The organism is Nocardia sp. MH4, assembly GCF_019266065.1.
Lineage (GTDB): Bacteria > Actinomycetota > Actinomycetes > Mycobacteriales > Mycobacteriaceae > Nocardia > Nocardia canadensis.
Map to the genome: position 1 here is coordinate 1 of NZ_LPNR01000028.1, position 14,419 is coordinate 14,419.

Genomic DNA, 14,419 nt, shown 5'->3' on the forward strand with positions numbered 1-14,419 from the left:
CCACCTGATGGGCGCCCAGGAGCAGCCGACCGAGCTGTACAAGGTCGGCCTGGGTTCGGTCCGCTTCCTGATGGCCGTCGGCGACCTGTTCATCGGCTGGCAGCTGCTGCAGCAGGCCGAGATCGCCCTCGCGGCCCTGGACAACGGCGCCACCGGCTCCGACGTCGCCTTCTACACCGGCAAGGTCGCCTCGGCGCAGTTCTTCGCCCGCAACGTCCTGCCGGAGCTGACCGCCACCCGCGCGATCCTGGCCAACCTGGACAACGACATCATGGAACTGGACGAGGCCGCCTTCTGAGCTGTTCCGCCTCTCCGCGTATCAGGCCGCACTCAGGTGAGTCTTCGGCCTGATACGCGGCCGGTGGGAAGTGGCGTGGGGAGTTAGCCGGTTCCCGGTGAGTTACCCATGTTTTCTCGCGAGACCAGTCGAACGTCCCGGAGTCTGCCGACTCCGGGACGTTCGCGTTTCCAGGGACTACTGGGCGAACCAGCCCGAGGGGCCGACTTCGGCGCCCATGCGGGGGACGTACTGGTCGAAGTACACGCGAGCGATGAGTTCGCGGCGGCTGCGGACGCCCGCCTTCTCGAAGATCGACTTGAGGTGGTCCTGGACGGTGTAGGCCGAGACGTGCAGGGCCGCGGCGATCTCCTTGGTCTCCACACCCTGGAGGACGAACCGGGTGACGTCGTGTTCGCGCGGGGTCAGCCCGAAGGCGGCGACGACCAGGGTGACGATCTCCGGCGGCCGCGCCTCCTCGATGGTGACGACGACATCGCCCACCGCGCCGTCGGGCCCGGCCAGCGGCGACGCGTACAGCACCAGCCACACCCCGGACGCCGTCCGCACACGGGCCCTCGGCATCGCGGCGCCGGGCGTGGCGAGCATTCGCCGCGCGGCGCTGACCAACGAGATCACCAGGCTCAGCGGGTCGCCGCTGTGCACCGACGACCGCAGCTGTGCGAACCGCTCCTCGGCGCCGAGGCTGATCTGGGCCACCTCGTCGTTCGCGTCGACGATGACGACGGCGGGACCGGCGGTCTCCGCGCCCAGCTCGGGCGCGTCGGCGAGCCGGGTCAGCACGCCCGCGCGCACGCCACGGGCGAACGAGCCGGACAGCGAGGCGAGATAGTCGACCTCGTCGTCGGTGAACTTGGGGTCGTCGCTGCCGCGGAACAGCGCCAGGCACCCCCACGCCCCCGAACCGTCCCGGAACACCAGCCGCGCCTCGTCGGCGAAACCGTAGATCGGGCGCATCAGCCGGGACATCCGTTCGCAGCGTTCGATGTCGTCGCCCATGGCCGCGTGCATGCCGATCGCGCGCCGCTCGGAGACCGCGAGCGAGCGGAACGACGTCGCGTCCTCGGTGCCGTACTCGATGAGGCCGAACAGCCGGTCGTGCTCGTTCGCCGCGACCAGCGACCCGTACTTGCGCGCGCTGGTGAGCATCATCGTCGCCGGGTCGTGCGTGCCGACGCACGCGGCCACCGCCGGTACCGCCCGGCGCACCGCGTCGGTCGCCTCGACCAGGAATTCGTCGAGGTCGAGACCGGCACGCGAGAGCACATCCAGATCGCTCCGCACGCGCTCGGGAACAAGCCGGCTACGCATGCCCTCAGTATGCGCCGCAGACCATAGGCCGCCATATCCCAGACGGCTGGGATACCCGATTCCCCGCCCGGCTGGGATGGCCCCGACCAGGGCGAACGCGCGAATCTGGACCGCGTGACCATCATCCTCGAGACGACCTCGGTCGACGAGTCGGGCCGCCTCGTGCACGCCGAGGACGCCGCCGCACAGCTGTGCCTGGCGTTCGAGCGGCTCGAGGCGGCGCTGGCCGCGCGCGGGCTGGAGGCGTCATCGATCGTGCGTCTGCGGGTCCGCGCCCGCGCTCCCGCCGACGCCGCCGATCTCGCCGACCTCGTCGCGGAATGGCTCGACGGCGCACCCGTGCCGGTCGACCTCATCGATGTCGCGCACCTCGCGCTCCCCGGCACGCTCGTCGAGCTCAGCGCGCAGGTGATCCCCACTTCTCCCGACCCGAAGGACCGTCCATGAACCCGACCACGACCGCCCTGCGCGACCTCGCGCTCGTGCCCGGCGACCCCGGCTACGACGCGGCAGCCACCCCGTGGAACTTCGCCGTCCGGCAGCGGCCCGCCGCCGTCGCGGTGCCGCACACGATCGACGAGGTCGTCGACCTCGTCCGGGCCGCCACCGGTCTCGGCCTGCGGATCGCGCCGCAGAGCACCGGGCACGGCGCCGCCGCCGTGGCCGGGCTCGACGACGCGGTCCTGCTCCGGCTGCACGAACTCACCGGCGTCACCGTCGATCCGATCGCCCGGCGCGCCAGGGTCATCGGCGGCACGCTGTGGCGCGACGTGCTCGCGGCGACGGCACCGCACGGACTCACCGCCCTGCACGGCAGCGCGGGCGATGTCGCGGTCGCGGGGTATCTGCTCGGCGGCGGCCTGTCCTTCTACGGTCGCGAGCACGGTCTGGCGAGCTCCGCCGTGCGCGCGATCGACCTGGTCACGGCCGACGGATCGCTGGTGCGGGCGAGCGCCGAGGAGCACCCCGACCTGTTCTGGGCGGTGCGCGGTGGCGGCGGCAGCTTCGGCGTCGTGGTGGCGATCGAGCTCGACCTGCTCCCGCTCGCCGACGTCGTCGCGGGCATGCTGCTGTGGGACATCGAGCGCGCGCCCGAGGTGCTGTCCGCGTGGCGGGACTGGACCGCCACGCTCCCCGAATCGGTCACCACCTCGGTGCGGCTCATGCGGTTTCCCCCGCTGCCCGAACTGCCGCCGTTCCTGTCCGGGCGCAGCCTGGTGGTGATCGACGGCGCCGTGCTCGAAGACGACGACCGCGCCGCCGAACTGCTCGCCCCGCTGCGCGCGCTGGCCCCCGAACTCGACACCTTCGGCCGCATCCCGACCGCCGCGCTGCTCGACGTGCACATGGACCCGCCCGGCCCGACCCCCGCGGTGAGCGATCACGCCCTGCTCACACACCTTCCGCAGGAAGCGGTCGAGGCCCTGCTCGCGGTGGCGGGCCCGGGCGTGCAGACCCCGCTGATGTTCGCCGAACTCCGTCATCTCGGCGGCGCGCTCGCCCGTCCCCAGGACGCCGCGCTGTCGCACCTGGCCGGCGCGTACGCCCTGTTCGCGGTGTCGCCCGCGCCGACGCAGGAGCTCGCCGCGCTCGGCGAGACCGTCACCACCGGCGTCGTCGCCGCCCTGCGGCCGTGGGCCGCCGAGACGTCGTTCCTGAACTTCGCCGACCGCGTGATCGACCCGGCCACCGCCTTCGACGCCACCGCATGGCAACGGCTCCAGCACATCCGCGACACCTACGATCCGGCCCGGACCTGGGTGGCCGCGCACGCCGTCGGGCAGTAGCCGGCGATGCCGCGCGGACGAGGGGTTCGCGCGGCATCACTCGTGACCTGTTTTTCTGATCTCCGTCTCCGAACCCGGCGTACCCTGGGAATTGCCGGCGGTCGGGGTGAGGCTCGGGGGTCGTGATGGGTGAAAGTACCGCGCTCAGTGTGTATTTGCGGGAGCGCCGAATGGCGGCGGGCCTCGCGCGGACCGAGCTGGCCGCGCGGGCGCAGATGGCGCCGCTACTGATCAGCCAGATCGAATCGGGTGCGCTGGTACCGAATTCCCCCATGCTCCAGCGGCTTTTCGATTCCCTTGATGTGCCGCTGTGGTATCGCAAGCACATCCTCGTACTCGGCTTGCCCGCACTGGATTCCGGCACCCCACCGGCCGCGCCGACGGCGGAGGATCTGACCGACCTGGCCAGCCTCACGCATCCGGCGTGCTTGCAGCGTTTCCCCACCATGGACATGCTCGCCGCGAACGCCGAGTACCAGCGGCTGTTCCCCGGGCTCGGCGCCGGGGTGAACGTGCTCGAATGGATGTTCCTCGACCCGATCGCCAAGAAGGTGTTCATCGACTGGACCACCGAGGCCCAGCTGCTGGTGCACGCCTTCCGCATGCTCGCTCCGCTCGCGCCGACCCAGCGGGTCACCGCGATCACCGAGTCCTGCGGTCAGTCCCCCGATTGGGACCCCATCTGGACCAGCGACGTGCGCCCCCAGGACATCGCGCGGCGCCACCTGCGAATCCGGGAACGCAGTACCGGCATCGAACGCCGGATGCTGCTGCGCATCTACGACCCGGCCTTCCCGACCCGACCGTGGTGGCTCTACCGGCTGATCCCCGCCCGGTAGCCGGAAAACGGCGCCCGTCGAATCCGACGGGCGCCGTGAAATCCCAGGTAGCTCAGGCCGCCGACCCGCTGGCAAACGCGAGGAGGATGGGCAGGATCTGGACCAGGCTGTCGAACATATTTTCTCCTTCTAGACGAATACTGAGTTCCTATCACGACAGAATTACGCGAAACATAATTCAAATGAACGTGAGAAGAACTCATCGTCACAGGAAGCGCGGCCCCACTGTGCGACGGCCAGGTCACCCGGTCGCGACTACTCCGCGGGCGTCTCGCCGGCCGAACCGCTGGTCAGCTGGGCCAGCAGCGCGGCGAGACCCTCGGCCGACCCGGTGCCCGGCTCCTCCTCGACGACCTCCTCGGTCTCCGACGATCCGCTGGTCAGCGCGCCGAGCAGAGCGGTCAGGTCGGCGGACCCGGCGCTGGGCGCCGGCTCCTCCGCGTTCGCCGCACCGGCGCCGAGCACCGCGATGCCCGCCGCGGCCGCCATCGCCACACCGAAGACACGAATCTTGCTCATTGTGAACCCCTCATTGTTCATATTACGACGGACTACGTTTCCGTCACACGAGATGTCTAACAGCGGCACAACATCACCCGGCAGACCGATGAAATGGGGGCAAGACAATCGTGTCGCCCGGCGACCGCCCGCTGTTAGAGTTCGCGAGCACCAGTTCCGGCGAGGACCTCGTCAGCCGATCCGGAATCTGTGGCGATACTCGGTCGGGGTGGTGTCCAGCCGCCGGCGAAACGCTCGGGTCAGCGTATCCACGGTATTGAAACCACAAGTGGCGGCGACACGTTGGAGGGTGTCGTCGGTCGTTTCCAACCGGTGCCGGGCCACTTCCACCCGCGCCGATTCGAGGTAGGCGGCCGGCGTCATGCCGAGTTCGGCGCGGAAGATCCGGGTGAGCTGTCGCTCGCTCACATGCGCCCGCTCGGCGAGACCGGTGACGGTGAGCGGCTTTCCGATATTTCCGGTGATGTAGTGCCGGATATCGTCGATGCGTCGTGTGGTCGATACCGGCTCGAGCGAAACACTGAATTGACTCTGCCCGCTGGGCCTTTTCAAATACATCACCAATTGCCGGGCCACCCGCAATGCCAGCTCGTCGCCGAAATCGTCGGCCACCAGCGCCAGCGTCAGATCGAGGCAGGCGGTGAGACCCGCTCCGGTCCAGATGTGCTCGTCGCGGATGTAGATCGGGTCGGCGTCCACCTCGATCTCGGGATGCTCGGCCGCGAGCTGCTGCGCGGTCGACCAGTGGGTGGTGGCGCGTCTGCCGTCGAGCAGTCCCGCGGCCGCGAGAATATGCGCGCCGACGCATACCGACGCCACCCGGCGCGCCCGCTTCGCCAGCGTCGTCACCGCGTCGACGACCCCGGGATCGACCAGCGCCCGCACCCGCCTGCTGCTGTCGGTCTCCACCGCACCCGGCACGACCACCGTGTCGACGCGCCGCGCCGCGACCTCGGCGAAGGTCACATCCGGCAGCACCCGAACCCCCGCCGACGTGGTGACCGGCGCCATCGTCGCGGCCGCCAGCACCACCTGGTACCCGGTCGGCTCGTCCATCTCCCGCTGCAACAGCGAGAACACCTCCGGCGGCCCGGTGACATCGAGCAGGTCGACCCGATCGAACAGCACGATCACCACGAGCCGATCGACCACTCCACACCTCCATGTCCGAATCTGCAGGTTACATGACATTGCCGACATCTCCGGAGCTCCCTAGCGTGGACTTCGTCCCCGATAGGAAGGCTTTCCGATGGCTTCGACCACCCTCCGCCAGCTCAACGGTTTCGACGAGACCCCGGCCACGCTGGCCGAGTCCACCCTGATCCTGGTCGACTACCAGAACACCTATACCCAGGGCGTCATGGAGCTGACCGACTGGAAGGCCGCCCTCGACGCCGCCGCCGAATTGCTCACCAAGGCACGCGAATCCGGCGCGACGGTCATCCACGTCATCAACGACGGCGGCGAAGGCACCCCCTACGACATCACCGCCGACATCGGCGGCATCCACCCCGCGGTCGCCCCCACCGCCGACGAGAAGGTCGTCGTCAAAACCGTTCCCAACGCCTTCGTCGGCACCGATCTCGGCGACCTCGTCGACGCGGCGGGCCACGACAATGTCGTCATCGCCGGCTTCATGACCCACATGTGCGTCACCTTCACCACCGAGGGCGCCTTCCTCCGTGGCAACAAACCCACGGTCGTCGCCGACGCCTGCGCCACCCGGCCCCTGCCCACCGCCACCGGTGAAGTCCCGGCCGACCAACTCCACCAGAGCGCCTTGGCCACCCTCGCCGATCTCTACGCCGTGGTTGTCGACTCGAGCTCAGCCCTGCGCTGACAGGTGCGGGCCAGGGCGACGGCCTCGGCCTGCTCGGCGAGGCGGGGAGACCCGCGAGGGTCCTCAGCCCTCGGCTGTCACCCAGCTCTGCTGCTTGCCGTCCGGCAGACCCATCTCGCCGACGACCCGTCCGACGGGTACACCGGCGTCCTTTCTCGTCACCGTGAAACGGGCGCCGGTGGCCAATTCGGCGGGGGTGCAGACGAATGCGGCGGTGACCAGCAGTTCCATCCTCGCGGCGTCGTCCGCGCAAACCCGAATACCGCTCCGGGCCCCGCTCAGGACGAGCGCGACCACCTCGGCCCACGCTTCGTGCGGTCGCCGTTCCAGAACGATCGACCGATCTCCGGCCACCTCCGCCATCGCCGCCACAGTCGCGGGCACGCCGCCCATCTCGGGTCGCCGATTGGTCAGCGAGTTCGTCATCCCACTCACCACCAGCCCCACGACCAGCAGGCCGACAGCAGCGCCTTTCAGCCGGCCGATCCGCTGGGCGAGACCGACCAGGAGAAGCATGAACATGAACAGGGGGATCGCGTACGAGAAGTAGCCGATGTAGGCCTCGTTGATCTGATCAATGCCGATCATCGCGTAGGCCGCCATCAGCGCGACAGCCGCAGCGCAGACGGACAGGCCACAGGTCAGGAATTTCTCGCCGCGTGCCACCAGCCTGACGAGAACGAAGAGCGCGACGAGGATCGCGACGCCGAGAAGACGGTTCGGCCCCCAGAACTGCACCGTGTAGGACACCGCGGTCCACGGCATATGGATCCCGTGCCCGCCGCCATAGCCGACGTACTTCGGGAGTTCACCGGGGAAATTCACGATGGTATTGAGCACGATCGGGAAGGCGAACAACGCCGCGATCCCCCCGAAAAGCCACCAATCCTTCTCGGCGACAGCAAGTTTGCATCGCCACACCAGGTACAGCCCCGCTCCACCCAACAGCGACACGAAGAACAGGAATTCCGCGTGTCCATGGATGAGCAACCCACCGGCGAGCGCCCCGGCCCAAAGATGTCCGGTACGCCCGGCCACCACCGACGACACCGCGACCAGGAAGAGGAGAAACGGTGCGAAATACACATAGGGAAGCCCGATGCCACTGAGCAGCCCCGGATAACCGGCGAGGAACAACACACTCACCCCGCCGAGTCCGGCGACGAGCCTCCACGACGGGTACCAGGCGTAGACGATACTCAACGCCGACGCCACCATCGCCGCGTTGAACAGCAGGATGGCGATCGCCTGCCCATTCCACGGAGACGGCACCAACCGCAGCACATCGTAGAAGAGCCACTCACCCAACGCGTGCACGTAGATGAGCGCGGGCCCGGGATGATGGAACCCGACCCGGGAGTAGTTGCCGACGAGAAGCTCGAAATCCTTGGCGGCCAGCACCTGGATCGAGATGGTCGCCCCATCCCCTTCCTCGGCCACCACCCGGGTGAACAGGTCCCGACTGCTGACCAGCAGAACCGTGGCGTAGGCGAGCCAGGCGGCGAGGAAAACCCACACCGCCGCGAACCGCTCACGTCCGGTGGGCGCTTCTCGCACGCTCGAGGTAGCCGAGCCACCGATAGCCCCGCCGCCCGTGTCCATCATCTCCTGACCCGAGGTGAACGACTGTGGTGCCGACATGGCACTCCCCCATCCGACGATCATTCGGCACACATCGCGTGTGGACCAGTCGGGACAGTAGGGCCTGCCACCCATCCACACAAACGGACACCCCTCTCGCGGCCTCGACGATCTCGACCCGATTTCCCGTGCTCGGCGGCGTGGCGATTCGTTCACCCGGTGAAGACGAAACGAGCGGCCCGGGAGATCCCGGACCGCTCGTCTCTCGCATGTCGCTAGGACGGGCAGTTGACCGTGTACTCCCACCGGGTGTCGTCGGGGCCGCTGACCTTCACGGTCACCGTGGTGGCGCTGCCCGCGGGGAGGGAGACGACGGCGGAACCGGTGCCCTGGTTGAGGTTGTCGCCGAGGTAGCCGGTGTCGAGCACCTGACCGCCCTCGTAGTAGACCTGGATCCGGTCGGGGATGTTGAGGGTTTCGTAGGACAGGACGAAGGCGGTCGGGCCCGCCACGCCGAGCTGGTGCACGGTGGTGGTGACGCCCGCTCCGCCGGACTCGGTCGAGCGGTTGCAGGGTTGCACGCTGTCCGACGAACCGCCCGAGCTGCCACCGAGGATGCCGCTGCCCGTGTCGAGCAGGTCGCCGAGAATGCCACTGCCGGTGTCGAGCACACCGCTGCCGGTCGAGCCGCTACCGGTGTCGGCGCCGGCCAGGCCGGGGACCACCATCAGCGACCAGGCCGCCGTCGCCATCGCGATAGCCATCGATTTCTTCACAACGCTTCCTCCACACCACTTCGAGCCAACGGATCATCAGGTGAAATGCGCTGGGCGGCCGCAGGATCGCCGCCCGATCGGGGAGTCCAACATCCCGGGTTCGCCCGCCCCGCAGGCTGGGCACAGCAGTTCTAACACGCGTTTCCGGGCACGGGAATGCGCGAATATCGGGGCAGCGGGCTGTTCGGATGCCGGAGGATAGCCGGAATTTCCGGACCGAAATGTTGGCATCATGGCAACACCGAATCGCCCGCCCAGCGGGGGTGAGGCAATTTTTTAGCTCGGAGAAGAAAGCACCGGTCGGTAGACCAAATGTTGCTTGATCATGTTGTGCCGCAATCAATCAGCGAACGTGAACCGTGGAAATGAGTAATCTCACAGCGAATTCACGTAACGATGGATTCGATCGGTCCGATCCGGCTCATCGGTTTCCGAACCAGTCGGTGTTTCAACAGCCGTGAGTTGTGGATACGCCGACGGGCCGCACCTCCGAAAGGAGGTGCGGCCCGTCGAGTCCCGGAACTCAGCGCAGGGTCGCGGTGAGGTGGGGGTAGCCCTTCTTGGGGTTGAGCATGGAGAGGTCCCAGCCGGAACCGACCTGCTCGGCGTAGATGTTGACCGACGACGGCAGGAAGACCGGCTTGCCGAATTTGACCGTGTAGGTGGTCTTCTCGGGGATGCGGCCCTCGATGGTGCCGAGGATGTTCGCGGCCGACCACATGCCGTGGGCGATGGTCTTCGGGAAGCCCATGGCCTTGGCGCCGATGCCGGAGACGTGGATCGGGTTGTGATCGCCCGAGGCGGCGGCGTAGCGGTTGATCATCTTCTGATCGACGCGCTGCACGCGCAGCGGCGGCGGGGGGACCACGTCGGCGGGCGGGGCCGACTTCGGGCCGCCCGACAGGGACGTGCGCTGCTGGTGCAGGAAGGTGGTTACCTGCCGCCAGACCAGCTCCCGGCCGACGCGGATCTCGGTGATCGCGTCGACCAGCAGGCCCTTCGGGTGTTCCCGCAGGTTCTCGATGTGCGCCGCGAAATCGAGCGGCTCCGCGACCGAGATCTCCCTGGTGCGCTCGATGACATTCTCGAAATGCACCGCGCCGACCGCGCTGAACGGGAAGTCCCGCGCGACGACGAGCTGCATCGCCAGCGGGAACGCCAGGATGAACGGGTACGTCAGCGGCAGGGTGTCGCTGAAACGCAGGCCCGTCGCGTGGCAGTACGCGGCCAGGTGATCCGGGTCGACCCGGAAGCCGTCCAGGACGACGCGGCGGTCGGGCAGCGTGGGCTTGCGACCCGACAGCGGGGCGGGCAGCGGGACGGCGCCCAGCGCCGCTTTCGCGTACAGGCCGCCGTTCTTCGGAACCTCGGAGAGGGTGATCGTCTGGGTCATCAGGCGCCGATCAGGCTCTGTCCGCAGACGCGAACCACGTTGCCGCTCACCGCGTTCGACGCCGGGCTGGCGAAGTAGGCGATGGTCTCGGCGACGTCGACGGTCTGGCCACCCTGCAGCAGCGAGCTCATCAGGCGACCGGCCTCACGGGTGCCGACCGGGATAGCGGCGGTCATCGCGGTCTCGATGAAGCCGGGGGCCACCGCGTTGATGGTGATGCCCTTCTCCGACAGCAGCGGGGCCTCGGCGTCGACCATGCCGATGACACCGGCCTTGGAGGCGCCGTAGTTGGTCTGGCCGCGGTTGCCCGCGATGCCGGCGATGGAGGACACGTCGATCACGCGGCCGCCCTCCTTGAGCACGCCCTTGGCCACCAGGCCGGAGGTGATGCGGTGCGGGGCAGCGAGATTGACGTTGATGACCGAGTTCCAGCGGCCCTCGTCCATGTTGGCGAGCAGCTTGTCGCGGGTGATGCCCGCGTTGTGCACGACGATGTCGATGCCGCCGAAACGCTCGGTGGCGAACTCGGCGAGCCGCTCGGCGGCGTCGGGGGCGGTGACGTCGAGGGCCAGGGCGGTGCCGCCGACCTTGTTCGCGGTCTCGGACAGGGCCTCGCCGGCGGCGGGGATGTCGGCGACGATGACGGTGGCGCCGTCACGCGCGAAGACCTCGGCGATGGTGGCGCCGATGCCGCGGGCGGCACCGGTCACGACGGCGACCTTGCCGGCCAGCGGCTTGTCCCAGCTGGCCGGAGCGACGGAATCGGCCTTGCCGACCCGGATGACCTGGCCGTCGACGAAGGCCGACTTGCCCGAGAGCAGGAAGCGCAGGGTGGACTCGAGGCCGGTCGCGGCCGCGCCCGCCTCGGGGTGCACGTAGACGAGCTGGCCGGTGGCGCCGCGCAGTAGTTCCTTGGCGACCGAGCGGGTGAAGCCCTCGAGCGCGCGCTGGGCGATCTGCTCGTCGACCGAGCCGACCAGTTCCGGCGTGGTGCCGATGACCACGACACGCCCCGAAGGTGCGAGGTTGCGCATCGCGGGCTGGAAGAATTCGAACAGCTGCGAGAGCTTGTCGATGGAGTCGATGCCGGTGGCGTCGAACACCAGGGCGCCGTACTTGGTGCCCGAGTCGAGCGAATCCGCGACGGTGTAGTCCGAGAGCAGCGCGCGGACCGGCTCGGCGAGCCGACCCTTGCCGCCCAGCAGGACCGGGCCGGGCAGCGCGGGCTCGCCGGCCTTGTAGCGGCGCAGCTCCGCCGGCTGGGGCAGGCCCAGCTTGCTCGCCAGGAACGCGCCGGGGGCGGAGTGGATGAAGGATCCGTAGAGGTTGGGTGCACCCTTGCTCTTGGCTGCCACTGTTCCTACCTTCTCTGTGCTCGACGTGTGAATGACCGTGCTCGCCCAGTGTCCCCCGTGTTGGCTCACATTTGCGGGTACGGTGTCGACAACGAACTTACTCCAGAGTAAGTTTAATGTAAACCGATACGCCCGGCGTACCCGGAACCGACGAGACCATGGAGAACTCGAGTGACAAGCAAAGCCCGCTCGGCGACGGCCAAGGCCAACACCGCCAAGACCGCGAAGACCCAGCGCCCGGTCGCGATCGTTGGTGGTAACCGCATCCCGTTCGCTCGCTCCGACAAGGCCTACGCGCACGCGTCCAACCAGGACATGTTCACCGCCACCCTGGACGGGCTGGTCAGCCGATTCGGCCTGCAGGGCGAGCGCCTCGGCATGGTCGTCGGCGGCGCGGTGCTCAAGCGCGTCGGCGAGCACAGCCTGATCCGGGAGAGCGTGCTCGGCTCCAAGCTCTCGCCCTACACCCCGGCCCACGACCTGCAGCTCGCCTGTGGCACCGGCCTGCAGTCGATCGTCACCGTCGGCGACGCGATCGCCCTCGGCCGGATCGAGTCGGGCATCGGCGGCGGCGCCGACACCACCTCCGACGCGCCGATCGGCGTCAGCGAGGACATGCGGGAGTGGATGCTCACCGCCAACCGCGCCAAGACCAACAAGGACCGGCTCAAGCTGGTCGGCCAGCTGCGGCCGTCGATGCTGGGCATCGAGATCCCGCGCAACGCCGAGCCGCGGACCGGGCTGTCGATGGGTGAGCACGCCGCCATCACCGCCAAGGAGTTCGGCATCGCCCGCGAGGCGCAGGACGAGCTGGCCTACCTCTCGCACAAGAACATGGCCGCCGCCTACGACCGTGGCTTCTTCGACGACCTGATCACCCCGTTCCTGGGCCTGACCCGCGACGACAACCTGCGTCCCGGCTCGACCGTGGAGAAGCTGGCCACCCTGAAGCCGGTCTTCGGCACCAAACTGGGCGACGCCACCATGACCGCGGGCAACTCGACCCCGCTGACCGACGGCGCCTCGGCGGTGCTGCTGTCGAGCGAGGAGTGGGCCGCGCAGCGCAACCTGCCGGTGCTCGCGCATCTGGTGGACTCCGAGGTCGCCTCGGTGGACTACATCCACGGCCCCGACGGCCTGCTGATGGCGCCCACCTACGCGGTGCCGCGCCTGCTGGCCCGCAACGGCCTGACCCTGCAGGACTTCGACTACTACGAGATCCACGAGGCCTTCGCCTCCGTGGTGCTCTCCACGCTGGCCGCGTGGGAGTCCGACGCCTACTGCAAGGAGCGGCTGGGCCTGGACGGCGCGCTCGGCTCGATCGACCGCAACAAGCTCAACGTCAACGGCTCCTCGCTCGCCGCGGGCCACCCGTTCGCCGCCACCGGCGGCCGCATCGTGGCCTCCACCGCGAAGATGCTGGCGGAGAAGGGCTCCGGCCGCGCGCTGATCTCCATCTGCGCCGCGGGCGGCCAGGGCGTCGTGGCGATCATCGAGCGCTAGTCCCGGACCGAGGACGACGACGGCGGGTGGTTTCCGGAATCGGAAACCACCCGCCGTCGCTCATTCCGCGGCGGCGGTCAGGACGCGCCGATCGCTTCGGCGATCATCGGCCAGGAGTTGTGCAGATCCTGTTCCCAGTACTTCCAGGTGTGGGTGCCCGCGGCCCGGAATTCGGTCTGGGCGGGGATGTTCAGTTCCTGGAGGCGGGCCGCCAGCCGCTGGGTGCAGAGGTTGGCCGCGGCCTCGATGGCGCCGCCGAGCAGGATCTGGTCGGTCATGCCGATGACCTTGCCGGGGTTCGCGCCGGCCGGGAGGGTTTCGGCGACGCCGGGCAGGCCGGTCGCGCTGGAGAGGTAGATGGCCTTGCCGCGCAGGCGTTCCGCGTTGAGGTACGGGTCGTTGGCCTGCCAGGCGGGGTCGCCGGGGGCGCCCCACATATTGGCGGGATCGGCACCGGCGCGGGCGAAGACCACGTCGACGTAGGCGCGCCCGATCGGGTCGGCGACCTGGGCGCAGCCGCTGTAGGCGCCGACGGCGCGGTAGCGATCGGGTGCCGCGATGGCCAGGTTCAGCACCGCGGTGGCCGACATCGACAGTCCGGCAATGGCATTGACGCCGCTGGTGTGCAACGTGTCGTCGATGATCGGCGGCAACTCCTCGGTCAGGAAGGTCTGCCACTTGTTGCGGCCGAGTTTGGGATCGTCGCGCTGCCAGTCGGTGTAGTAGGAGAACTTGCCCGCGGCGGGCGTGACCACGTTGACGTTCTTGTCGGCGAAGAACTGCACGATATCGGTCTGGTTGTACCAGTTCGCCCGGTCCTCACCGCCGCCGGCGCCGTTGAGCAGGTACAGCGTCGGCCGCGGGACGCTGGTGTCGTGCGCGGTGATGACCTGCAGCGGGATCACCCGGTCCATGGCCGCCGAGTACACATGCAGCGTCTGCTGCCGTTGCCCGGGCCGCTCGATGTGGTCGAGCCGGGAACCGTCGGCGCCCGCGGTGCCGACGGAGGCGACCGAGAGCAGCACCAGCGCCATGGCCGACACCGCGACCGCACGGGAACGGGTGAACACGAACATGAATCCTCACTACAGATGGGGCGGTGGCGAACCCAGAGCGCCGGGACGGCAGCGCGAGACCGTCCCGGCGACCAGGTGCTACGCGATCAGCTACCGATCAGATTGCGCAGCACGTCGGAGATGACGTCGCTGAGCGAGCCG

At 68.7% G+C, this 14,419-nt stretch carries 14 protein-coding genes; 6 read left to right on the top strand and 8 right to left on the bottom strand.

Translation table 11 applies throughout. From position 1 onward, the window contains the following. Positions 1-298, top strand: a 298-nt coding sequence (locus tag ATM97_RS00890) for an acyl-CoA dehydrogenase C-terminal domain-containing protein (protein ID WP_218715984.1), incomplete at its 5' end; no start/stop codon positions are given. Positions 299-475: 177 nt separating this feature from the next. Here the strand turns inward: ATM97_RS00890 and ATM97_RS00895 are convergent. Further along, the gene (locus tag ATM97_RS00895) at positions 476-1,609 is read right to left on the bottom strand and encodes a helix-turn-helix transcriptional regulator (RefSeq protein ID WP_218715985.1); all 1,134 of its coding nucleotides are present in this window, start codon (positions 1,607-1,609) and stop codon (positions 476-478) included. Positions 1,610-1,723: 114 nt separating this feature from the next. On the opposite strand from ATM97_RS00895, the gene ATM97_RS00900 reads away from it, so the two are divergent. The 3 genes from ATM97_RS00900 (at position 1,724) to ATM97_RS00910 (ending at position 4,235) form a co-directional block, all read left to right on the top strand. Next, positions 1,724-2,056 carry a Rid family hydrolase gene (locus ATM97_RS00900; RefSeq protein WP_218715986.1) on the top strand — a complete coding sequence of 111 codons (333 nt, stop codon included), beginning with the start codon at positions 1,724-1,726 and terminating at the stop codon, positions 2,054-2,056. Further along, entirely contained in the window at positions 2,053-3,396 is a 1,344-nt protein-coding gene (locus ATM97_RS00905; protein WP_218715987.1) for an FAD-binding oxidoreductase, read from the top strand. Before ATM97_RS00900 ends, ATM97_RS00905 begins: the two co-directional genes overlap by 4 nt. 125 nt (positions 3,397-3,521) lie before the next feature. Then, positions 3,522-4,235 (top strand): helix-turn-helix domain-containing protein, encoded by a 714-nt coding sequence (locus ATM97_RS00910; RefSeq protein ID WP_218715988.1) that lies wholly within the window; start codon positions 3,522-3,524, stop codon positions 4,233-4,235. A 255-nt stretch (positions 4,236-4,490) separates the two neighbouring features. Here ATM97_RS00910 and ATM97_RS00915 read toward each other — a convergent pair whose 3' ends face one another. Further along, positions 4,491-4,754, bottom strand: a complete 264-nt coding sequence (locus tag ATM97_RS00915; protein WP_218715989.1) for a hypothetical protein — start codon at positions 4,752-4,754, stop codon at positions 4,491-4,493. Positions 4,755-4,925: 171 nt separating this feature from the next. Continuing rightward, entirely contained in the window at positions 4,926-5,906 is a 981-nt protein-coding gene (locus ATM97_RS00920; RefSeq protein WP_308248322.1) for a DJ-1/PfpI family protein, read from the bottom strand. Positions 5,907-6,003: 97 nt separating this feature from the next. Here ATM97_RS00920 and ATM97_RS00925 point away from each other — a divergent pair, with 97 nt between their 5' ends. Beyond that, entirely contained in the window at positions 6,004-6,594 is a 591-nt protein-coding gene (locus tag ATM97_RS00925; protein ID WP_218715990.1) for a cysteine hydrolase family protein, read from the top strand. 63 nt (positions 6,595-6,657) lie between these two features. Here ATM97_RS00925 and ATM97_RS00930 read toward each other — a convergent pair whose 3' ends face one another. The 4 genes from ATM97_RS00930 to ATM97_RS00945 form a co-directional block, all read right to left on the bottom strand. Then, positions 6,658-8,259, bottom strand: coding sequence for a hypothetical protein (locus ATM97_RS00930; protein ID WP_218715991.1), 1,602 nt, complete (start codon positions 8,257-8,259; stop codon positions 6,658-6,660). Positions 8,260-8,450: 191 nt separating this feature from the next. Then, positions 8,451-8,939: a hypothetical protein gene (locus ATM97_RS00935; RefSeq protein WP_218715992.1), complete on the bottom strand. Its 489-nt coding sequence runs from the start codon at positions 8,937-8,939 to the stop codon at positions 8,451-8,453. Positions 8,940-9,474: 535 nt separating this feature from the next. After that, positions 9,475-10,344, bottom strand: a complete 870-nt coding sequence (locus ATM97_RS00940) for a MaoC/PaaZ C-terminal domain-containing protein (RefSeq protein WP_218715993.1) — start codon at positions 10,342-10,344, stop codon at positions 9,475-9,477. After that, positions 10,344-11,699, bottom strand: a complete 1,356-nt coding sequence (locus tag ATM97_RS00945) for a 3-oxoacyl-ACP reductase (protein ID WP_218715994.1) — start codon at positions 11,697-11,699, stop codon at positions 10,344-10,346. The genes ATM97_RS00940 and ATM97_RS00945 overlap by 1 nt, the downstream gene beginning before the upstream one ends. 171 nt (positions 11,700-11,870) lie before the next feature. On the opposite strand from ATM97_RS00945, the gene ATM97_RS00950 reads away from it, so the two are divergent. Next, positions 11,871-13,202, top strand: a complete 1,332-nt coding sequence (locus ATM97_RS00950) for an acetyl-CoA C-acetyltransferase (protein ID WP_218715995.1) — start codon at positions 11,871-11,873, stop codon at positions 13,200-13,202. 77 nt (positions 13,203-13,279) lie between these two features. Here the strand turns inward: ATM97_RS00950 and ATM97_RS00955 are convergent, their stop codons facing one another. Continuing rightward, positions 13,280-14,278, bottom strand: coding sequence for an alpha/beta hydrolase family protein (locus ATM97_RS00955; protein ID WP_218715996.1), 999 nt, complete (start codon positions 14,276-14,278; stop codon positions 13,280-13,282). Between the last annotated feature and the right edge of the window lie 141 nt (positions 14,279-14,419).

Bases quoted from the DNA above. Each gene is read 5' to 3' on its own strand.
- ATM97_RS00905 (WP_218715987.1), top strand. From the start codon at position 2,053: ATGAACCCGACCACGACCGCCCTGCGCGACCTCGCGCTCGTGCCCGGC.
- ATM97_RS00925 (WP_218715990.1), top strand. From the start codon at position 6,004: ATGGCTTCGACCACCCTCCGCCAGCTCAACGGTTTCGACGAGACCCCG.
- ATM97_RS00935 (WP_218715992.1), bottom strand. From the start codon at position 8,939: ATGGCTATCGCGATGGCGACGGCGGCCTGGTCGCTGATGGTGGTCCCC.
- ATM97_RS00910 (WP_218715988.1), top strand. From the start codon at position 3,522: ATGGGTGAAAGTACCGCGCTCAGTGTGTATTTGCGGGAGCGCCGAATG.
- ATM97_RS00930 (WP_218715991.1), bottom strand. From the start codon at position 8,259: ATGATCGTCGGATGGGGGAGTGCCATGTCGGCACCACAGTCGTTCACC.
- ATM97_RS00895 (WP_218715985.1), bottom strand. From the start codon at position 1,609: ATGCGTAGCCGGCTTGTTCCCGAGCGCGTGCGGAGCGATCTGGATGTG.
- ATM97_RS00915 (WP_218715989.1), bottom strand. From the start codon at position 4,754: ATGAGCAAGATTCGTGTCTTCGGTGTGGCGATGGCGGCCGCGGCGGGC.
- ATM97_RS00955 (WP_218715996.1), bottom strand. From the start codon at position 14,278: ATGTTCGTGTTCACCCGTTCCCGTGCGGTCGCGGTGTCGGCCATGGCG.
- ATM97_RS00940 (WP_218715993.1), bottom strand. From the start codon at position 10,344: ATGACCCAGACGATCACCCTCTCCGAGGTTCCGAAGAACGGCGGCCTG.